General features: G+C 72.7%; 14 protein-coding genes. 8 read left to right on the top strand and 6 right to left on the bottom strand.

Annotated features, from left to right (window positions below; all coding sequences use genetic code 11):
- A complete protein-coding gene (locus VFO26_RS17330; protein WP_325116337.1) occupies positions 1-2,379 on the top strand; it encodes an HAD-IC family P-type ATPase in 2,379 nt (792 codons plus the stop codon).
- Here the strand turns inward: VFO26_RS17330 and VFO26_RS17325 are convergent.
- Positions 2,333-3,097, bottom strand: a complete 765-nt coding sequence (locus tag VFO26_RS17325; protein ID WP_325116336.1) for a universal stress protein — start codon at positions 3,095-3,097, stop codon at positions 2,333-2,335. The two genes, VFO26_RS17330 and VFO26_RS17325, sit on opposite strands and share 47 nt — an antisense overlap.
- A gap of 66 nt (positions 3,098-3,163) precedes the next feature.
- Positions 3,164-4,303: an AI-2E family transporter gene (locus VFO26_RS17320; RefSeq protein ID WP_325116335.1), complete on the bottom strand. Its 1,140-nt coding sequence runs from the start codon at positions 4,301-4,303 to the stop codon at positions 3,164-3,166.
- Between the two features lie 109 nt (positions 4,304-4,412).
- Between VFO26_RS17320 and VFO26_RS17315 the strand changes: the two genes are divergently transcribed.
- Positions 4,413-4,907 (top strand): hypothetical protein, encoded by a 495-nt coding sequence (locus VFO26_RS17315; RefSeq protein ID WP_325116334.1) that lies wholly within the window; start codon positions 4,413-4,415, stop codon positions 4,905-4,907.
- 115 nt (positions 4,908-5,022) lie between these two features.
- On the opposite strand, the gene VFO26_RS17310 is transcribed toward VFO26_RS17315, so the two are convergent.
- Together VFO26_RS17310 and VFO26_RS17305 are read right to left on the bottom strand one after the other, a co-directional pair.
- Positions 5,023-5,301, bottom strand: a complete 279-nt coding sequence (locus VFO26_RS17310; RefSeq protein ID WP_325116333.1) for a GlsB/YeaQ/YmgE family stress response membrane protein — start codon at positions 5,299-5,301, stop codon at positions 5,023-5,025.
- 23 nt (positions 5,302-5,324) lie between these two features.
- A complete protein-coding gene (locus tag VFO26_RS17305) occupies positions 5,325-5,543 on the bottom strand; it encodes a hypothetical protein (protein WP_325116332.1) in 219 nt (72 codons plus the stop codon).
- Positions 5,544-5,648: 105 nt separating this feature from the next.
- On the opposite strand from VFO26_RS17305, the gene VFO26_RS17300 reads away from it, so the two are divergent.
- Positions 5,649-6,602 (top strand): DMT family transporter, encoded by a 954-nt coding sequence (locus tag VFO26_RS17300; RefSeq protein WP_325116331.1) that lies wholly within the window; start codon positions 5,649-5,651, stop codon positions 6,600-6,602.
- Here the strand turns inward: VFO26_RS17300 and VFO26_RS17295 are convergent.
- Both VFO26_RS17295 and VFO26_RS17290 read right to left on the bottom strand, forming a co-directional pair.
- Complete coding sequence (locus VFO26_RS17295) at positions 6,579-7,976, bottom strand: FAD-binding oxidoreductase (protein ID WP_325116330.1); 1,398 nt, start codon at positions 7,974-7,976, stop codon at positions 6,579-6,581. The genes VFO26_RS17300 and VFO26_RS17295 overlap by 24 nt on opposite strands.
- Positions 7,973-8,659 carry a GntR family transcriptional regulator gene (locus tag VFO26_RS17290; RefSeq protein ID WP_325116329.1) on the bottom strand — a complete coding sequence of 229 codons (687 nt, stop codon included), beginning with the start codon at positions 8,657-8,659 and terminating at the stop codon, positions 7,973-7,975. The genes VFO26_RS17295 and VFO26_RS17290 overlap by 4 nt, the downstream gene beginning before the upstream one ends.
- 74 nt (positions 8,660-8,733) lie before the next feature.
- Between VFO26_RS17290 and VFO26_RS17285 the strand changes: the two genes are divergently transcribed.
- Genes VFO26_RS17285 through VFO26_RS17265 form a run of 5 tightly spaced genes read left to right on the top strand, consistent with a single transcriptional unit; the run spans position 8,734 to position 16,601 of the window.
- Positions 8,734-10,818, top strand: coding sequence for a hydantoinase/oxoprolinase family protein (locus VFO26_RS17285; RefSeq protein ID WP_325116328.1), 2,085 nt, complete (start codon positions 8,734-8,736; stop codon positions 10,816-10,818).
- A complete protein-coding gene (locus VFO26_RS17280; RefSeq protein WP_325116327.1) occupies positions 10,815-12,563 on the top strand; it encodes a hydantoinase B/oxoprolinase family protein in 1,749 nt (582 codons plus the stop codon). Before VFO26_RS17285 ends, VFO26_RS17280 begins: the two co-directional genes overlap by 4 nt.
- Positions 12,560-13,750 (top strand): FAD-binding oxidoreductase, encoded by a 1,191-nt coding sequence (locus tag VFO26_RS17275; RefSeq protein WP_325116326.1) that lies wholly within the window; start codon positions 12,560-12,562, stop codon positions 13,748-13,750. Before VFO26_RS17280 ends, VFO26_RS17275 begins: the two co-directional genes overlap by 4 nt.
- Positions 13,747-14,877: a mandelate racemase/muconate lactonizing enzyme family protein gene (locus tag VFO26_RS17270; RefSeq protein WP_325116325.1), complete on the top strand. Its 1,131-nt coding sequence runs from the start codon at positions 13,747-13,749 to the stop codon at positions 14,875-14,877. Before VFO26_RS17275 ends, VFO26_RS17270 begins: the two co-directional genes overlap by 4 nt.
- A complete protein-coding gene (locus tag VFO26_RS17265; RefSeq protein WP_325116324.1) occupies positions 14,874-16,601 on the top strand; it encodes a hydantoinase B/oxoprolinase family protein in 1,728 nt (575 codons plus the stop codon). The genes VFO26_RS17270 and VFO26_RS17265 overlap by 4 nt, the downstream gene beginning before the upstream one ends.
- Positions 16,602-16,626 lie beyond the last annotated feature (25 nt).

The raw sequence follows: 16,626 nt of genomic DNA, 5'->3' as shown, positions 1-16,626 counted from the left end.
ATGACCGCCGTCGAGCACCCGGAAGCATCGACGGCCGCCACGGGGCTGACGGCGGAGGAGGCCGCGCGGCGGCTGGCCGAGCGCGGCCCGCTCGCGCCCCCGAGGTCGAGCCGCTCCTACGCGAGCATCGTCCGGGCCAACGTCTTCACGGTCTTCAACCTGATCCTGGCCGTGTTCGGCGTCCTGATGCTCTCCTTCGGGTCCTGGCAGGACGCGCTCTTCCTCGGCGTCCTCGTCTCGAACTCGTCGATCGGGATCGTGCAGGAGGTGCGGGCGAAGCGTGCGCTCGACCGCCTGTCGGCCCTCGTCGTCCCCACCGCGACCGTGCTGCGTGACGGCGAGCCCGTCAACCTGCCCCGCGGGGACGTGGTCGTCGGGGACCTCGTCGTGCTGCAGCCCGGCGACCAGCTGGTCGCGGACGGCCACCTCGAGACGAGCGAAAGCCTCCTCCTCGACGAGTCGATCCTGACCGGTGAGTCCGACCCCGTCGCCCGTGTGCCCGGAGACGAGCTGCGTTCGGGGGCGTTCGTCGCCGAGGGCACCGGCCGCTACACCGTGACCGCGGTGGGAGACGCGAGCTACGCCGCACGCGTCACCGGCGAGGCTCGCACGTTCCGGCATCCGCGCTCGCCGCTCGAGCGGGCGATGAACCGTCTCCTCTACCTTCTCGTGGCCGCGATGATCCCGCTCGGCGCGCTCCTGGGCTACGCGCTCTGGGAGCGGCAGGAGCCGGTCTCCGACGCGGTCACGACCGCTGTCGCAGCGGTCGTGACGCTCGTGCCCGAGGGCCTGATTCTGCTCGTCAGCCTGACGTTCGCCGTCGCGGCGATACGCATGGCGCGCCGGGGCGCTCTGACCCAGCAGCTGAACGCGCTCGAGTCGCTCGCCTCGGTCGATGTTGTCTGTTTGGACAAGACAGGGACGCTGACCGAGGCCGACCTGCGGGTGGTGGAGGTCGTTCCGGCCGGCGCCGACCCGGACCCGGGCAAGGCGCTGGCGATGTTCGCAGCGAGCGCCGGCGTGAGGAACACGACGCTGCGCGCGATCGCCGCCGGGCTTCCCGGGGAGTCGCGCTCTCCCGAGCAGGAGGTCTCGTTCTCGTCGCGCCGGCGCTGGAGCGCCCTGCGTCTCGACGGGACGTCCTATGTCCTGGGCGCGCCGGAGATCCTGCCGCTCGGCGACCTCGTGGCCCGCGCCGAGGAGGAGTCCCGGGCGGGTAGACGTGTCCTGGCGTTCGCGCGGACGACCGAGCGGCTCGCGGACGGCCCAACGGAGCGCGTGCTCCCCTCGCGCCTCGAGCCCGTCGCGCTGGTCGTCCTCGCCGAGCGGCTGCGGCCCCACGCGGTGGAGACGGTCGAGTTCTTCCGCTCTGAAGGTGTGAGGCTCAAGGTGCTCTCGGGCGACCGTCCCGAGACCGTCGCCGCGATCGCAGCGGACGTCGGTATCCCCGTTGGCGAGGGCGCGCTCGACGGCCGGGAGCTTCCCGCAGACGCGGTCGAGCTGCAGGCGCTCCTGCGGGAGCGGAACGTGATCGGCCGCATCTCGCCAGACGGCAAGCGCCGCGTGATCGAGGCGCTCCGTGACGACGGGCACTACGTCGCGATGGTCGGCGACGGCGTCAACGACGTGCCGGGCCTGAAGGCCGCCCGGCTCGCGATCGCGCAGGGGAGCGGTGTGCAGATGGCGCGCAGCGTCGCCGACCTGGTGCTCGTCGAGAGCGACTTCGAGGCAGTTCCTTCGCTCGTCGCCGAGGGCCGGCGGATCCTCCGGAACCTGCAGCGGGTGACGAAGCTGTTCGTCGCGAAGGCCGCGTTCGCGGCGTTCCTGATCCTCTCGATCGGGATCACGCCGACGGCGTATCCGCTGCTCCCGCGGCATCTGACCCTGGGGGCGTCACTCGCGGTGGGCATCCCCGGCTTCTTCCTCGCGCTGGCGCCGAGCACGGGGCCGTTCACCCTTCGCGGCTTCCTGCGCGGTGTCTTCCAGTTCGCGGCGCCCGCCGGAGCCGCCGTCGGCTTCGGCGTCCTGTCGAGCTACCTGGCCGCGCTCGAGGTGTTCGACCTCGAGTTGATCGAGGCGCGGACGGTCGCGACCACCGTGATGGTGGTGGTTGGCTGGTACCTCATCCTCGCGCTCGAGGGGTCGGGCACGCTCCGCGGCGCGGCGGTCGTGACCCTGTGCCTCGTGCTCGCGGGCCTCTATGTCGCAGTGCTGCTCGTCCCGTTCGCGCGCGACTTCTTCGCGCTCGCGCAGCCAACGCTTGGAATCGTCCTGATCGCTTCCGGCGGCGTCTTCGTCGCAATCGGGGGGCTCGTCATGACCTCGGACGACTTCATCCCGGGCCGTGGGACGGATCGACCCCTCGTGGCTCGCGGGTGACGAGGACCGAGCAGGGCGCCTCGTGCGCGACCTGCTCCGAGACGCTTCCGAGCGCGCGGGCACCGTGCAGCCCGCGGCTGCCGACCACGAGCAGGTCGAGTCCGCTCGCAGCCTCGACGAGCGCTCGCGCCGGCCGGCGGTGGTCGACGGTCAGGACCGTGAGCGTGGCCTCGAATCGCGCCTCCAGCGCGCGCGCCGCCTCGAGCGCAGCGTCGGCCTCGGGCGAGCCGTCGACCCCGACGAGTATCGACCGCGGCGCCCACGTGCCGGACGAGGGCGCTCGGGCGACCAGCACCGAGCAGGGGGCCCGGTGGAGCACGAGCGTCGCGACGCTGCCCAGGACGATGCCCGCCATCCGGCCGACGCCGTGCGTGCCGACCGCGACGACGCCCGCCGCCTGGGTGGCCGCGGTCTCGAGCAGGCTGGTGGCCGGGGCGCCGGACACCTCGAGCACCGCGACGTCGGCGGCGTGGGTCACCCCGGTCCGGGCGTGCTCGAGCGCGCCCGACGCTCCCCGGTCGAGCTCCTCCACTTCCTCCAGCGCGCGCCGCGCGGCGTGAACCGGGGTTCTGGCGATCTGGAAGTGGATCGCGTCGGTCAGGTCGACGGCGGCGACCAGCACCAGCCTCCCGCCTGCCTCGAGCAGCACGTCGGCCTGGCGCACGGCCTCGACGCTCTCGGGCGATCCGTCGACCCCGCAGACGATCCGCTCGAACATCTCGCGTCGACTGTAGTACGCCGAGAGGGTGGGGATGTGTCGCGCGTGGCGTGCCGTCGTCCGCGGTCAGCGTGCTGCGGCAGGTGGCCCGGCTCGCGCCCGAGCGTCCCGCCCGACACGCCCCGCCTCCTCCTCGTCCCGTGACAGCTGCTCGTGCCGCCACGGCACCACCACCTCGCGGATCACGATGTCGAGGACCGCCACCGCGGGGACCGCGACGAACGCGCCGGCAGGCCCGGCGAGTGACGCGCCCACGAGGACGCCGAGGAACACCAGGAGCGGGTGGATGTCGAGCTGGTCGCCCTCGACGACCGGCGAGATCACGTACCCCTTGGCGTTCTGGATCACGATCGAGGCGACGAAGGTGAGGATCAGGGCACGCGGCCCCTCGAGCGCCGCGATCGAGAGAAGCGGGACGCGCGCGAGCCACGGGCCGATGCGGGGGATGAGCTCGCCGAACGCGACGACCAGCGCGAGCGGGACCGCGAAGGGCACGCCGATCGCGAGGAGCGAGGCGTACGTGAGCGACCCCACGATCGCCATCACGATGAGCTTCGCGCGCAGGTAGACGCCCATCCGCTCCCAGCTGCGGTCGAGCACCATGGCGACTCTGCCCCGATGATCCACGGAGACGAGGGAGAGGATGAAGCGGCGGATCCTCGCGCGGCTGGTCACGAGCAGCAGCGAGATGACGAACACGCTCACGAGGTCGAGGAGGATCGAGAAGAGGTTGCCGGGCAGCGCGGTCGCGCGCTCCCCGGCGCGCTCGAGGATCACGTTCCCCAGCCGCGACATCTGCTCCTCGAAGGGCGGCAGGGCCGGGTAGTCGTTGCGGAGCTCGGCGTACGCCTCCTTGACGCCCTCGAACCGGTCGGCGTACTCGGGTGCCCTGTCCGCGAACTCGGCCACCTGTCCGAGGAGCGGAGGCACGACGAGCCACCCCACCCCGATCAGCACGCCGAACGAGACGAGGTAGATGAGCGCCGCCGCGAGCCCGCGCGGCACGCGGAGCCGGTCGTGGAGCCATTCGCTGGGACCGCTGAGCGTGGCCGCGAAGAGCATGCTCACGAACAGGATGAGCAGCACGTGCCGCAGCCAGAAGAGCAGGAGGATCCCGACGGCAGTGAGGAGGGCGAACAGGAGGCCGAGGTAGATCGGCATCGCCCGCCTCACGAGCGACTCCCCGGAGCCGGCGTGCGTGGCCATGCCGTGGGCTACCCGTCTTGCGCGATGCCGAAAACGACGGCGACGGCAACGTGCGCGATTACGGGATTTCCCCGATGCAGGCGACCCGCGCGGGCGCTGGACTGTGAGTGTGGCCGACGGCAACGGACCGTTGACGACGAGGGCGGCGGGGGTCTCGACTCTCGCCGCCGGCCTGTGGCTGATCGGCGTCGGAATCTGGGCTCGACGCGACGTGAGGCACGGGCTGGAGCGCGAGCGGATCAAGAGCACGTCGGACGCGACTCCCGGCGGCGCGCCCGTCGCCGATGCGGCGGCCGCGCGGTCGATGGCCGAGGTGATCAGGGACAACACGCTCGCGTCGACCGGCGGCAAGACCTACGGCGAGACCGCGGCGTACGTGGACGCCGAGGGGCACCCGACGGACGATCGGGAGTCGGCGGCCAAGGACCTGTTGACCGGGGCGCCGCGCGAGAACCCGGAGCACGCGCTCTGGATCCAGTCGACGGCGTTGCAGACGGCCCTCATGGAGGCGTACCTCGCGCAGCGGCTCGCCGAGCTGACGGTCGGCCTCGGCGCCGTGTTCGTCGGTGTCGGCGCAGGGCTCGCCGCCGCCGCGCGCCGCTGAAGGCTCTCCGGCGCCGGGGCGGACGGGACGGCGCCTGCGGTGCACGCCTGCGTGCGGCCGTCCGGGGAGGTAGGCGCCGGTGCCCGACGGAGGTCGGGCACCGGCAGTCATTCGCTCAGGTGAGCACGCCGCCGCGCCGGCGTCCGGCGAGCATGGACGCGACCCACAGGATCGCGACGGCACCGATGATCGCTGCCGCCCAGGTGCTCAGGTCGAAGAACTCGTCGATCGGGTCACCCACGCCGAGGGCCCACGCCAGCAGGCCGCCGAGCATTGCGCCGCCGATGCCGAGAATCGTGGTCATGATCACGCCGAGACTCTCTCCGCCCGGCACGATCTTCTTCGCGACGATCCCTGCGAGCAGGCCGAGCACGATCCAGCCGATGATCCCCATTCCGTCCTCCGTTTTCGAGATTGTCAGGCGGTCTGCGTGTTGCCGTCGCCCGTCGCCCGTCGCACGACGAAGGCACCGGCGACGACGGCAAGGCCCGCTGCCAACCCGGCCCTCACGGCGAATCGACGCCGCCGGCCTCCGCGGTGCCCGGCCAGTGCGTTCAACCGCCGCTCGAGGCGCTTGCGTGCGATCCGGGTGGCGACCCATCCGATCAACGCGTTTCGCTTGGTGAAGATGTGCATGGCCCGGGGATACCCCGGAGCCGGTCGGGAGAAACCGCGCGACTGACCGTCGGGGCGGCCGGGAGCCTCCGGCCTGGCCCCGACCCCCGTGATTGACTGGCCGGCGTGAAGGGCACGTCGGGGCTGGAGCGGCGCCGGTCCCGCGAGGGGCAGCTCGCGATCCTGGGCGCCGCCGTCGCATGGTCGACGGCGGGGCTGGCCCAGCGCGAGCTCGACGCCGACCCCGCGACGCAGGTCGCGGGGCGCTCCGTCTTCGCGGCGATCGCACTGTTCGCGCTCGTCCTCGCGACGGAGCGGCGCGGCACCGTTCGTGCCTTCCACTCGATGGGGCGGTGGGGGCTCGCGATGGCGGTCTTCCTCGCGATCTCGTCGGGCACGTTCCTGCTCGCGCTGAACTACACGACGGTCGCGAACGTCCTCTTCATGCAGGCGGCAGCGCCCATGATCGCCGCTCTCCTCGGCTGGGTCTTCCTCTCGGAGAAGGTCGACCGGAGGACCGCGATCGCGCTCGCCCTCGCGGGTGTGGGTGTCCTCCTGATGGCGGCGGGCTCGTTCGACGCGGGGGTCGCGGCTGTGCTGCTCCCGTTCGTGATGACCGCGTCGTTCGCGGTGGTGATCGTGATCGCACGCCACCGACGCGAGGTGTCGATGATGCCGGCCACGGCCACGTCGCAGGTTCTCGTCGTGCTCGCGTGCGCCCCTTTCGCCGCGTTCGGCTCCGTGAGCCGGGGCGACTGGGCGATTCTCGCCGCGCTGGGGGTCGGCCAGATGGGCCTCGGCCTCGCGCTCCTGACGATCGGCGCGCGCCTGATCCCCCCGGCCCAGGTCGCCGTGATCTCGCTGCTCGAGATCGTCCTCGGGCCGCTCTGGGTCTGGCTGGCCTACGAGGAACGTCCGACGACGGCGACGCTGATCGGCGGGCTCGTGGTGGTCGGCGCGGTGGTCGTGCAGTCATGGGGCCCGTCCACGAAGGGGGCCGCCTCCCGCGACGGCGCCGAGGCCCGCGAGCGTCGCAGGGAGCAGACCCCGGCGGAGTCAGTCCCCGAGGCTCACGTCTAGATGCGGCAGCACCTTGCCGGGGTTCATGATCCCGTTCGGGTCGAAGACCTGCTTGATGCCCCGCATCAGCGGGACGAGGTCGCCGTGCTCCTGCTCCAGCGCGTGCACCTTGCCGAGCCCGATCCCGTGCTCGCCGGTGCACGTGCCTCCCCGGGCGAGGGCGTCCGTCACGAGCAGCTCGATCAGCTCGTCGGACGAGCGGACCTCGTCGGCGTCGTCGGGGTCGACGTGGAGCGAGAGGTGGACGTTGCCGTCCCCCGCGTGGCCGACGATGCCCGCCACCAGGCCCCGACGCTCGAGCTCCTCGCGTGCGAACGAGACGGCCCCGGCGAGCTCGGAGAGCGGCACGCAGATGTCCGTCGAGCGGGACTGCTTCCCCGGTGCCGCGGCCGCGGCCGCGTAGGCGGAGGAGTGGCGGGCGGCCCACAGCCGGGTGCGCGCGGTGGGGTCGCGCTCCGAGACGACGTCGGTCGCCCCCTCGGACAGAGCGATCTCGCGCACGAGCTCCAGGTCGGAGGCAACCGTCGCCTCGCTCCCCGTCGCCTCGACGTAGAGCGACGGGCCGACGGGGAGCCCGGTCCCCTGGTGGGCGTTGATCGCCCGGATCGTCCAGGCGTCGAGCAGCTCGACCCGCGTGACGCCCGTCCCCGCCGCGACGGTGGTCGTCGCCGCGCGGCAGGCCGCCTCGACGTCGGGGAACGCGAGCCGGAGCACGACCGCGTGCTCGGGGATCCCGTGCAGGCGCACGGTCAGCTCGGTGATCACGCCGAGCGTGCCCTCGGAGCCGATCAGCAGGCCGAGCAGGTCGTACCCGGCCGAGGTCTTGGGCGCGCGGCTCCCGGCGCGGACGACGCGGCCGCCGGCGAGCACCGCCTCGAGCGCGAGCACGTTCGCCCGGATCTTCCCGTACCGCACGGTCGTCGTCCCGGCTGCGTTGGTCGCCGCCATCCCGCCGAGCGTCGCGTCTGCCCCGGGGTCGACGGGGAAGAAGAGGCCGTGCTCCGCCGTCGCGCGCTCCAGCGCGCTCCGCGTGACCCCGGCCTGCACCGTCGCGGTGAGGTCGGCCGGGGAGACGTCGAGGACGCGGTCCATGCGGGTCAGGTCGAGCGAGATCCCGCCCTCGACCGGGATCACGTGACCCTCGAGGCTCGATCCCGCGCCGAACGGCGTCACGGCGATCCGGCGCTCGTCGGCCAGCGCGAGAACGGCGGAGACATCCTCGGTCGTGGTCGCGTAGACGACGACGTCCGGCCGGCGTGGCCGGTGGAACGTGATGTCCCCCGCGTGGAGGTCGCGCTCGGACTCGCCGTCGGAGACCCTCCCCGGGTCGCCGAGCGCCTCGACGAGCGCGTCGCGGAGCTCGAGGACCGTCATGCGCTCTCCGTCTCCGACCGCAGAAGTGGGCCGACGCGGTCGACTGCCCACCCGATGCTCGCCTGCACGGCCTGCTCTGCCGCGACGGGGTCTCGAGCCTCGCACGCCTCGAGGAACGTCGCGTAGCGCGCGACGGACTCCCGGAAGCGCTCGGGGGTGGAGAGCACGAGGCGGTTGTACCGCTCGGAGCGCCTGAAGAGCCGTTCGACCTCGTCGACGAGGCGCTTGCGGCCGCTGGCCCGATAGCAGGTGGCGTAGAGCTCCCATCGCTTCTCGAGGTACTCGTCGACGTCCCGGGCGCGGGCGAGCCGGCGCAACTCGGTGAGGAGTCGGCGCATGGTCGCGATGTGCGCGTCGGTGAGCGCGACTGCGCCGACGCGTGCCGCGAGCCCTTCGAGCCCGGAGCGAGCAGCGTAGATCTCCTCGAAGTCCTCGCGGCTGACGCGGCTCACCGACGCCCGGCCGGTCGGGCCGACCTCGACGAGCCCTTCGCGCTCGAGCTGGGTGAGGGCGACCCGCACCGGCGTCGGCGAGACGCCGAGGCGCTGGGCCAGGTCGCGATGGACGAGCGGCGTCCCCTCGGGGAGCTGCCCGCTGACGATCAGCCGGCGGAGCGTCTGCGCGACGCGCTGCTCGACCGACTCGCGTTCCCGCAGGGAGGGGATCACCGCCATCTCTTCCATCGGGCTTCAGTTTGGTCTAGGCTCGGCCCCGACGCAATATGAAATTTCAAATTGCGAAGGACGCGGGAGGGGTCGTGGAGGCTCGATCGGCCTCGTCTCGGGTCGGCGTCGACGTCGGCGGGACCTTCACCGACGTGATCCTCCACACCTCCGACGGGCGGGCCGTCGTCCGCAAGCTGCTCTCGACGCCCCCCGACTACGACGTGGCCGTCGTCCGTGCGGTCGGCGACCTGACCGGGAGCGCGTCCCGTCCGCCGAGCGAGGTCGTGCACGGCACGACCGTCGCGACGAACGCCGTCCTCGAGCGGCTCGGCAGCCTCACGGCGCTCGTGACGACGAAGGGCTTCCGCGACGTGCTCGAGCTCCGGCGCCTGCGCGTCCCGCACATGTACGACCTCTTCTGGCGCAAGCCCGCGCCGCTCGTCGAGCGGCGGCTCCGGTTCGAGATCGACGAGCGCGTGCTGGCCGACGGGACCGTGCTCCGGGCGCTCGACGAGGGCGAGGCGCGGGCCCTCGCCGGCCGGCTGCGCGACGCGGGCATCGAGTCGATCGCGGTCTGCCTGCTCCATTCCTACGCCCACCCCGGGCACGAGCAAGCGCTCGGGCGGGTGCTCGGCGAGGAGCTCCCGGGGGTCACGCTCTCGCTGTCGAGCGACATCCTTCGCGACCAGCGCGAGTACGAGCGAAGCGCGACCACCGTCGTCAACGCATACGTACGGCCGCTGATGTCGTCGTACATCGACCGGATCCGCACGGGGCTCGACGAGCTCGGGCTCGAGAAGGCCCCTCTCTCGATCATGCAGAGCTCGGGCGGTGTGATGACGTCGGACGACGCGCGCGCGCGCCCGGTGCTGGCGCTCGAGTCGGGCCCGGCCGCGGGGGTCGTCGCCGCCGCGGGGCTCGCGCGACGACTCGGGCTCGAGGATGTGATCGCGTTCGACATGGGCGGGACGACGGCCAAGGCCTCGCTCGTCGAGGGAGGCGCGGTCTCGCGCGCCCGCGAGTACGAGGTCGGAGGCTCGCTCTCCGCGGGCAGCCGGCTGATCCGCGGCTCCGGCGAGCTGCTGCGCATCCCGACGATCGACATCGCCGAGGTCGGGGCCGGCGGCGGCAGTCTCGCCTGGCTCGACGCGGGCGGCGGGCTGCAGGTCGGCCCGCGCAGCGCGGGCGCGGACCCGGGACCGGCGTGCTACGGACGCGGCGGCGAGGAGCCGACGGTGACCGACGCCGACGTCGCGCTCGGCCTCCTTCCACCGGGCTCGGTCGCGGACGGGCAGATCGTCCTCTCCCCGCAGCTCGCGGCAGCCGCCCTCGAACGCATCGCGGCCCCGCTCGGGCTCGGCCTGCTCGAGGCGGCCGGCGGCATCCATCGCATCGCGAACGCGCGGATGACCCGTGCGCTGCGGTCGGTGTCGTCGGAGAAGGGACGCGATCCGAGGGAGTTCGCGCTCGTGGCGTACGGCGGCTCCGGCCCCGTGCACGCGGCGGGCCTGGCGGACGACCTCGGCGTGCGCACGGTCGTCGTGCCGGCCGTCGCGGGGCTCTTCAGCGCGGTCGGGCTGCTGTTCGCGCGGCCCGAGTTCCACGACGTGCGGACGTGCCACCTCGACGTGGACACGGTCGACCCGGCCCGCGTCGCGGCCCTTCTCGCCGAGCTGCGGGCGGGGCTCGTGGCGTCGTTTCCCGGCGTCCCCACCGAGTGGGCCGCGACCGCCGACCTACGCTACGGCGGCCAGAGCTGGGAGGTGGAGGTGCCCCTCACGGACAACGGTCGTGGTGATTCGACACATGAGCCGCTCGACCTCGTGGCGCTCCGCGCCCGGTTCGAGGACGAGCACGAGCGCCTCTACGGTGTCCGCGGGCAGGCCGGGTCGCCCGTCGAGCTTCGCGCACTCCGCCTCGCTGCTCTGGGGGACGCCCCGCGTGCCGACGGGTTCACCCCGGTCGGCGAGACGACGGGTGAGCGCTTTGCGAGCAGGGTGATCCACGTCGAGGGTGACCCGCTCGAGGCGCCGGTCCGGCCGCGGTCGTCCGTCGACACCTCGCCCCAGCCGGGGCCGCTGCTCGTCGACGAGTACGACACGACGGTCGTCGTCCCCCCGGGCTGGTCGGTGCGCCGGGACGAGGCAACAGCGAGCCTGATCCTGGAGCGGCGGTGAGCGCGTCGACGGAGCAGCGGGTCGATCCCGTCACCCTGCAGATCGTCGCGAACGCGCTCGCGTCGATCGCAGACGAGATGGCGACGACGATCTTCCGCACGGCGCACTCGACCGTCGTCCGCGACGGGATGGACTTCTCGGCCGCGATCCTCGACGCACGCGGCGAGACCGTCGCGCAGGCGGTCACCGTGCCGTTCCACCTCGGCTCGCTGCCCGCTGCGATCGAGCGCCTCCTGGAGCACTACGACGGCCGGATGGAGCCGGGCGACGTGTTCCTGATGAACGACCCGTTCGACGGCGGGATCCATCTGCAGGACATGTTCCTGTTCAAGCCCGTCTACCACGAAGGCGAGCTGATCGGGTTCACGACGACGACGGCTCACCACGGCGACGTCGGGGGCCGCCTCCCCGGCTCGAGCGCCTGCGACAACACCGAGATCTTCCAGGAGGGGATCCGGCTGCCGTGGCTCCGGCTGTACGCGGGAGGCAAGCCCGTGGAGGACGTCTTCAAGATCGTCGAGGCGAATGTCCGCATCCCGCGGATGACGCTCGGCGACCTGGGCGCGCAGGTCGCGGCGTGCGCTGTCGCCGAGCGCGCGCTCGTGGCGCTGGCCGAGCGGCACGGGCGCGAGGGCCTCGCGGCGCTGGCGGCCGAGCTGGTGGATCACACCGAGCGCGTCGTCCGGGCCGAGATCGCGTCCTGGCCCGACGGGACCGCGACGTTCACGGACTACCTCGGCTCCGACGGGATCGACGCGGTCGACGTACCGATCACCGCCACCGTCACGATCTCGGGCGACGAGATCACCGCCGACCTGCGCGAGTCGGCGCCGATGGTGCGAGGCTCGCTCAACTCGACGCGCTCGTTCGTCCAGGCCTGCGTCTACCAGGCCGTCCGCTGCGCGCTCGAGGCCGACGTGCCGAACACGTCGGGCGCCTTCCGGCCGATCCACGTGCTGACGAAGCCGGGCACGGTCTGCGAGGTGACGCTGCCCGGCGCGTCGTCGATGCGTGGCGTCACGGGCTTTCGGGTGCTCGACGCCGTCAACGGCGCGCTGGCGCAGCTCGTCCCCGACCGGGTGCCGGCGGCGGGGGAGGGCGGCAACACGCTCGCGATCTTCGGCGCCGAGCGGCCGGAGGGCGGCCGGTTCGTCTTCTACGAGCTCGTCGTGGGAACCTGGGGCGCGACGCCCGGCGACGACGGCAACGACGGCGTCACGAACCCCGCGAGCCTCGCGGCCAACATCCCGGTCGAGGTCGGGGAATCGGAGTTCCCGATCGTGGTGGAGCGCTACGGCCTCGTTCCCGACTCCGGCGGGCCGGGGCGCCGCAGAGGCGGGCTCGCGGTCGAGCGCGCGTGGCGCTGCCTGACGAGCGACACGTCGCTGATCGTCCGCTCCGACCGCGCCGTGCACCCGCCGTACGGGCTCGCGGGAGGCCTGCCCGGGGCGCCCTCGGAGAACGTGCTCGTGCGTCCCGACGGGACGGAGGAGGTACTGCCCGCGATGTTCTCCACCACGATCCAGGCGGGGGACACGTACGTCCACCGGATCGCGGGAGGCGGCGGCTTCGGCGATCCGCTCGAGCGCGAGCCCGAGCTCGTCGCCGCCGACGTCGCGAACGACAAGGTCAGCGTGCCCGCTGCGCGCGAGCGCTACGGGGTGGTGGTCGACGAGGACGGGGTGCTCGATCGCACGGCGACGGCGAATCTGAGAGCCCGGACCCGGCGGGAGGAGACCGGATGATCGCGAGGGCGGATGCGGTCGTGATCGGCGGTGGGATCATGGGCGTGAGCGTCGCCCACTTCCTGACGAAGCTCGGCTACGGCGACGTCGTGCTCGTCGAGAAGCGCCGCCTCGCGGGCGGATCCACCCAGTACTCGGCGGCCCACGTCCGGCAGCACTACACGAACGAGGTCGCGATCCGACTCGCGGTGCGGGCGGCGGCGATGTTCGGGAACGCCGAGGAGGATCTCGGCGGCGAGGTGGGCTTCGTCCGCGACGGCTACATGGTGCTGGCGACCGCCGAGGAGGCGCAGGCGATCCGAGACGTCGTCCCGCTCCAGCAACGTCTGGGAGTCGAGACGGCGCTCGTCGACCCCGACGAGGTAGTCGAGCGCTGGCCGGAGCTTTCGCTCGACGGAGTCGAGCTCGCGTGCTACGAGGAGACGTCCGGATATGCCGACCCGGTGCGGACCGTCGAGGCGCTGGCCGGGTCCGCCGCCCGGCTCGGGCTCGAGGTGCGCGAGGGCTGCGAGGTTCTCGGCATCTCCGTGTCGAGCGGACGGGTCACGGGTGTGGTCACCGGGGACGGGGAGATAGCGACCGGCGTCGTCGTGAACGCGACGGGGCCCTGGGGGAACACGATCGGGCGCATGGTCGGCATCGAGTATCCGCTCACCTGGAGCCGTGAGCACGAGGCGATCTTCGAGGCCCCGGAGGGCTTTCGCGGGCTCCCGGTGATGTCCGACTCCACCCAGCGGCTGTACTTCCGCTCGGTCGGGGGCGACAAGGTGCTCGTCGGCGAAGGCTGGCCCAAGGCTGTTGAGCCCGCCGATCCCGAGCGCTACGACGACGGCACAGATGCCGAGCACCTGGACCGCATGGTGCCGAGGCTCGTCCGCCGGGTGCCGGCGCTCGCAGCGAACCTCTCGCAGCCGGGCTACGGCGGCGCCTTCGTGACCGGCTACTCCGGCGTCTACGACATCACCGAGGACTGGTATCCGATCGTCGGAGCCGAGGCCGTCGAGGGGTACTACTCCGCCTTCGGCGGCTCGGGGCACTGCTTCAAGCTCGGTCCGACGATCGGCGAATCGCTCGCGCACCTGATTGCCGGCTCGGAGCCGCCAGTCGAGATCGCGGGCCTGTCCGGCTCACGGTTCGCCGCGGGCCGCTCCTTCACGTCCGTCTGGGGGCCGGGAAACCGCGCATGAGGATCACCGCCGTCACGACCACGCCGCTCGCGATCCCGTTCGAGCGGCCGTTCCACTGGCGCTCGGGTGTCCAGCGGGGGGCGAACCTCGTCCTCTTCGCGGTGGAGACGGACGAGGGCGTGACCGGCTTCGGCGAGTCGATCTGCGAGGATCCCGCCGCCGTCGAGGCGTACGGCCGCCTGATCGCCCGCTCGTTCGTCGGCCGCTCCCCCGGCGACGTCGAGGCGATCCTCGGCGACCTGTGGCGGGACGGCCGCTGGCGATTCCACCCCCGCTTCTCGCTCCAGATCGTCTCCGGGATCGAGGTCGCGTGCTGGGACGCGCTCGGCAAGGGCCTCGGCGTCCCCGCCTCGACGTTCCTCGGCGGCCGCGTGCGCGAGGACGTCGACGTGATGGGCTTCCCGCAGGGCGACACCGCCGAGGAGCTCGCGCGGGAGTCGGCCGCGCTCGCGGCGGCGGGCCACCGCGTGATCTACGTCAAGATCGGCCGGCCCGGACGCGCGGACGTGGAGGTCGTCGGCGCCGTTCGCGACGCGATCGGGCCGGATCCCCTGCTGCGGGTCGACGCGAACGAGGCGTGGGATGTCCCCGCCGCCGTGGACGCGATCCGCTCGCTCGAGGCGTTCACGCTCGACTGGGTGGAGCAGCCGGTGGCCGCCGACAACGTCGCGGGCCTGGCGCGCGTCCGCCGGTCGGTCGACGTGAAGGTCGCCGCCGACCAGGCCGTGCACACCGCCCCTGAGCTCCGCAACGTGCTGGAGCAGGAGGCGGCGGACGCGATCGTGGTCGGGAGCCACGAGGCGGGAGGGCTCTGGCGCTGGCGCCAGCTCGCCCACCTGGCGGAGGTGCACGGGATCCCGGTCAACCGGCACGCCTGTGTCGAGAGCGAGATCTCCACCTTCGCGGCCCTCCAGGCGCTCTCGAGCATCCCGAACCTCACACTCGGGAACCAGGTCATGCACCAGCTTCTCGCGGAGCCGCTCGTGACGACCCCGCTCGCCCAGGACGGCGGCACGGTGCGCGTGCCGGAGGGCCCGGGGCTCGGCTTCGAGCTCGACGACGACGCGGTCGCGCGCGCCCGTGAGCGGCACGCGAGCCAGGGCCCGTACCTGTCGGTGGACCGGTGAGCTTCGACCCGATCACGTTCGAGGTCGTCCGGAACGCCCTCGTCGCGGCCACCGACGAGATGGTGCTCGCGCTCCGCCGCAGCGCGTACTCGACGAACGTCAAGACGCGCGCGGACTTCTCGTGCGCGTTCTTCGACGCCGAGCTGCGTGCCGTCGCGCAGGGTTTCAACCAGCCCGTGCACCTCGGTTCGATGGTCGAGCAGGTGCCGCGAGCGGTGCTCGACTACGGCGCGGAGAACCTCGTCTCGGGGGACGTGGTCGTCACCAACGATCCCTACCCGAGCGGCGTGCACCTGAACGACGTCACCCTCGTGTCCCCCGTCCACGCGGACGGCGAGCTGATCGGCTACGTCGCGAACCTGGCGCACCACGTGGACGTCGGGGGAGGGGCGCCGGCGTCGATCGGCGCGTTCCGCGAGGTCTTCCAGGAGGGCGTGATCATCCCGCCCGTGAAGCTCGTGGAGCGCGGTGAGCTCGTCGAAGACGTGTTCGCGCTGGTGCTCGCGCAGATCCGCTCGAAGCACGAGACAGCGGGAGACCTTCGCGCCCAGGTTGCCGCCAACGCGACCGGCGCCCGGCGCGTTCAGGCACTCGTCGCGCGGCACGGTCGTGAGACGGTCGTCGGCGTGATGGGCGAGGTGCTCGCGTACACGGAGCGGCGCTCGCGGGCCGAGCTGGCCACGCTGCCGCACGGCCGGTTCGAGGCCGAGGGCCAGGTCGACACCGACGGGTACTCCGCCGACCCGGTGCGCCTTCGTGCACGCGTGGAGATCACGGGCGACGGCGTCGCCTTCGACCTCGAGGGCTGCGACCGCCAGCGCCGCGCCCCGGTCAACTCGACGTTCGCGCAGACGTTCTCGGCGTGTGCCTACGCGCTGAAGTGCCTCGTCGACCCGGACCTGCCGGTCAACGACGGCTTCTACCGCCTGCTCCGGGTCGACGCTCCGCGGGGCACGGTGGTCAACTGCACCTGGCCGTCGCCGGTGGTCGGAGGCTGGGAGACGCAGACGCGGCTCGTCGACGTGATCTTCCGTGCGCTCCTGCCTGCGCTGCCCGACCGGCTGCCCGCGGGGACGAAGGCGATGATGTGCCATGCCGGCTTCGGAGGCGTCGATCCGGCGACGGGGAACTACACCTGCTTCCTCGAGACGTTCGGCGGCGGCTACGGTGGCCGCGCGGGAAGCGACGGCCCGGACGCGGTTCAGGCACACGGCCAGAACACCGAGAACGCGCCCGTCGAGGAGACCGAGCTCGGCTACCCGGTGCGGATCGACCGGCTGGCGCTCGTCGACGACTCCGACGGCGCGGGGCGCTTCCGCGGTGGGCTCGGTCTGCGGAAGGACTACCGCTTCGACCGGCCGATGACGTTCACGGTGCTCGCCGACCGGACGAAGGAAGGCCCGTGGGGCGTCCTCGGCGGCCACCCGGGCGCGACCGCGCGCTTCGTGCTCGTCCGCGACGGCGAGGAGCGAGACCTCGATCCGAAGAGCACCGTCGACCTCCTCGCCGGGGACGTCGTGAGCTACCGGACCTGCGGCGGCGGCGGCTACGGCCCTCCCGAGGAACGCGACCCGCACCGCGTGCTGCGGGACGTGATGGAGGGCAAGGTGGGCGTCGAGCGCGCCCGCGACGTCTATCGCGTCGCGGTCGACGCGTCGAGGGGTGTGATCGACGACCGCGCCACGGCCGCCCTGCGTCGCGGCGTCGGGGGCGAGAGGGGATGAACGGTGTCAGACACCGGTTTTCGTC

This window comes from Gaiella sp., from assembly GCF_035710885.1.
Lineage (GTDB): Bacteria > Actinomycetota > Thermoleophilia > Gaiellales > Gaiellaceae > Gaiella.
Note: the sequence above shows the minus strand (reverse complement) of the source record. Positions and strands in the feature narration are given on the sequence as shown.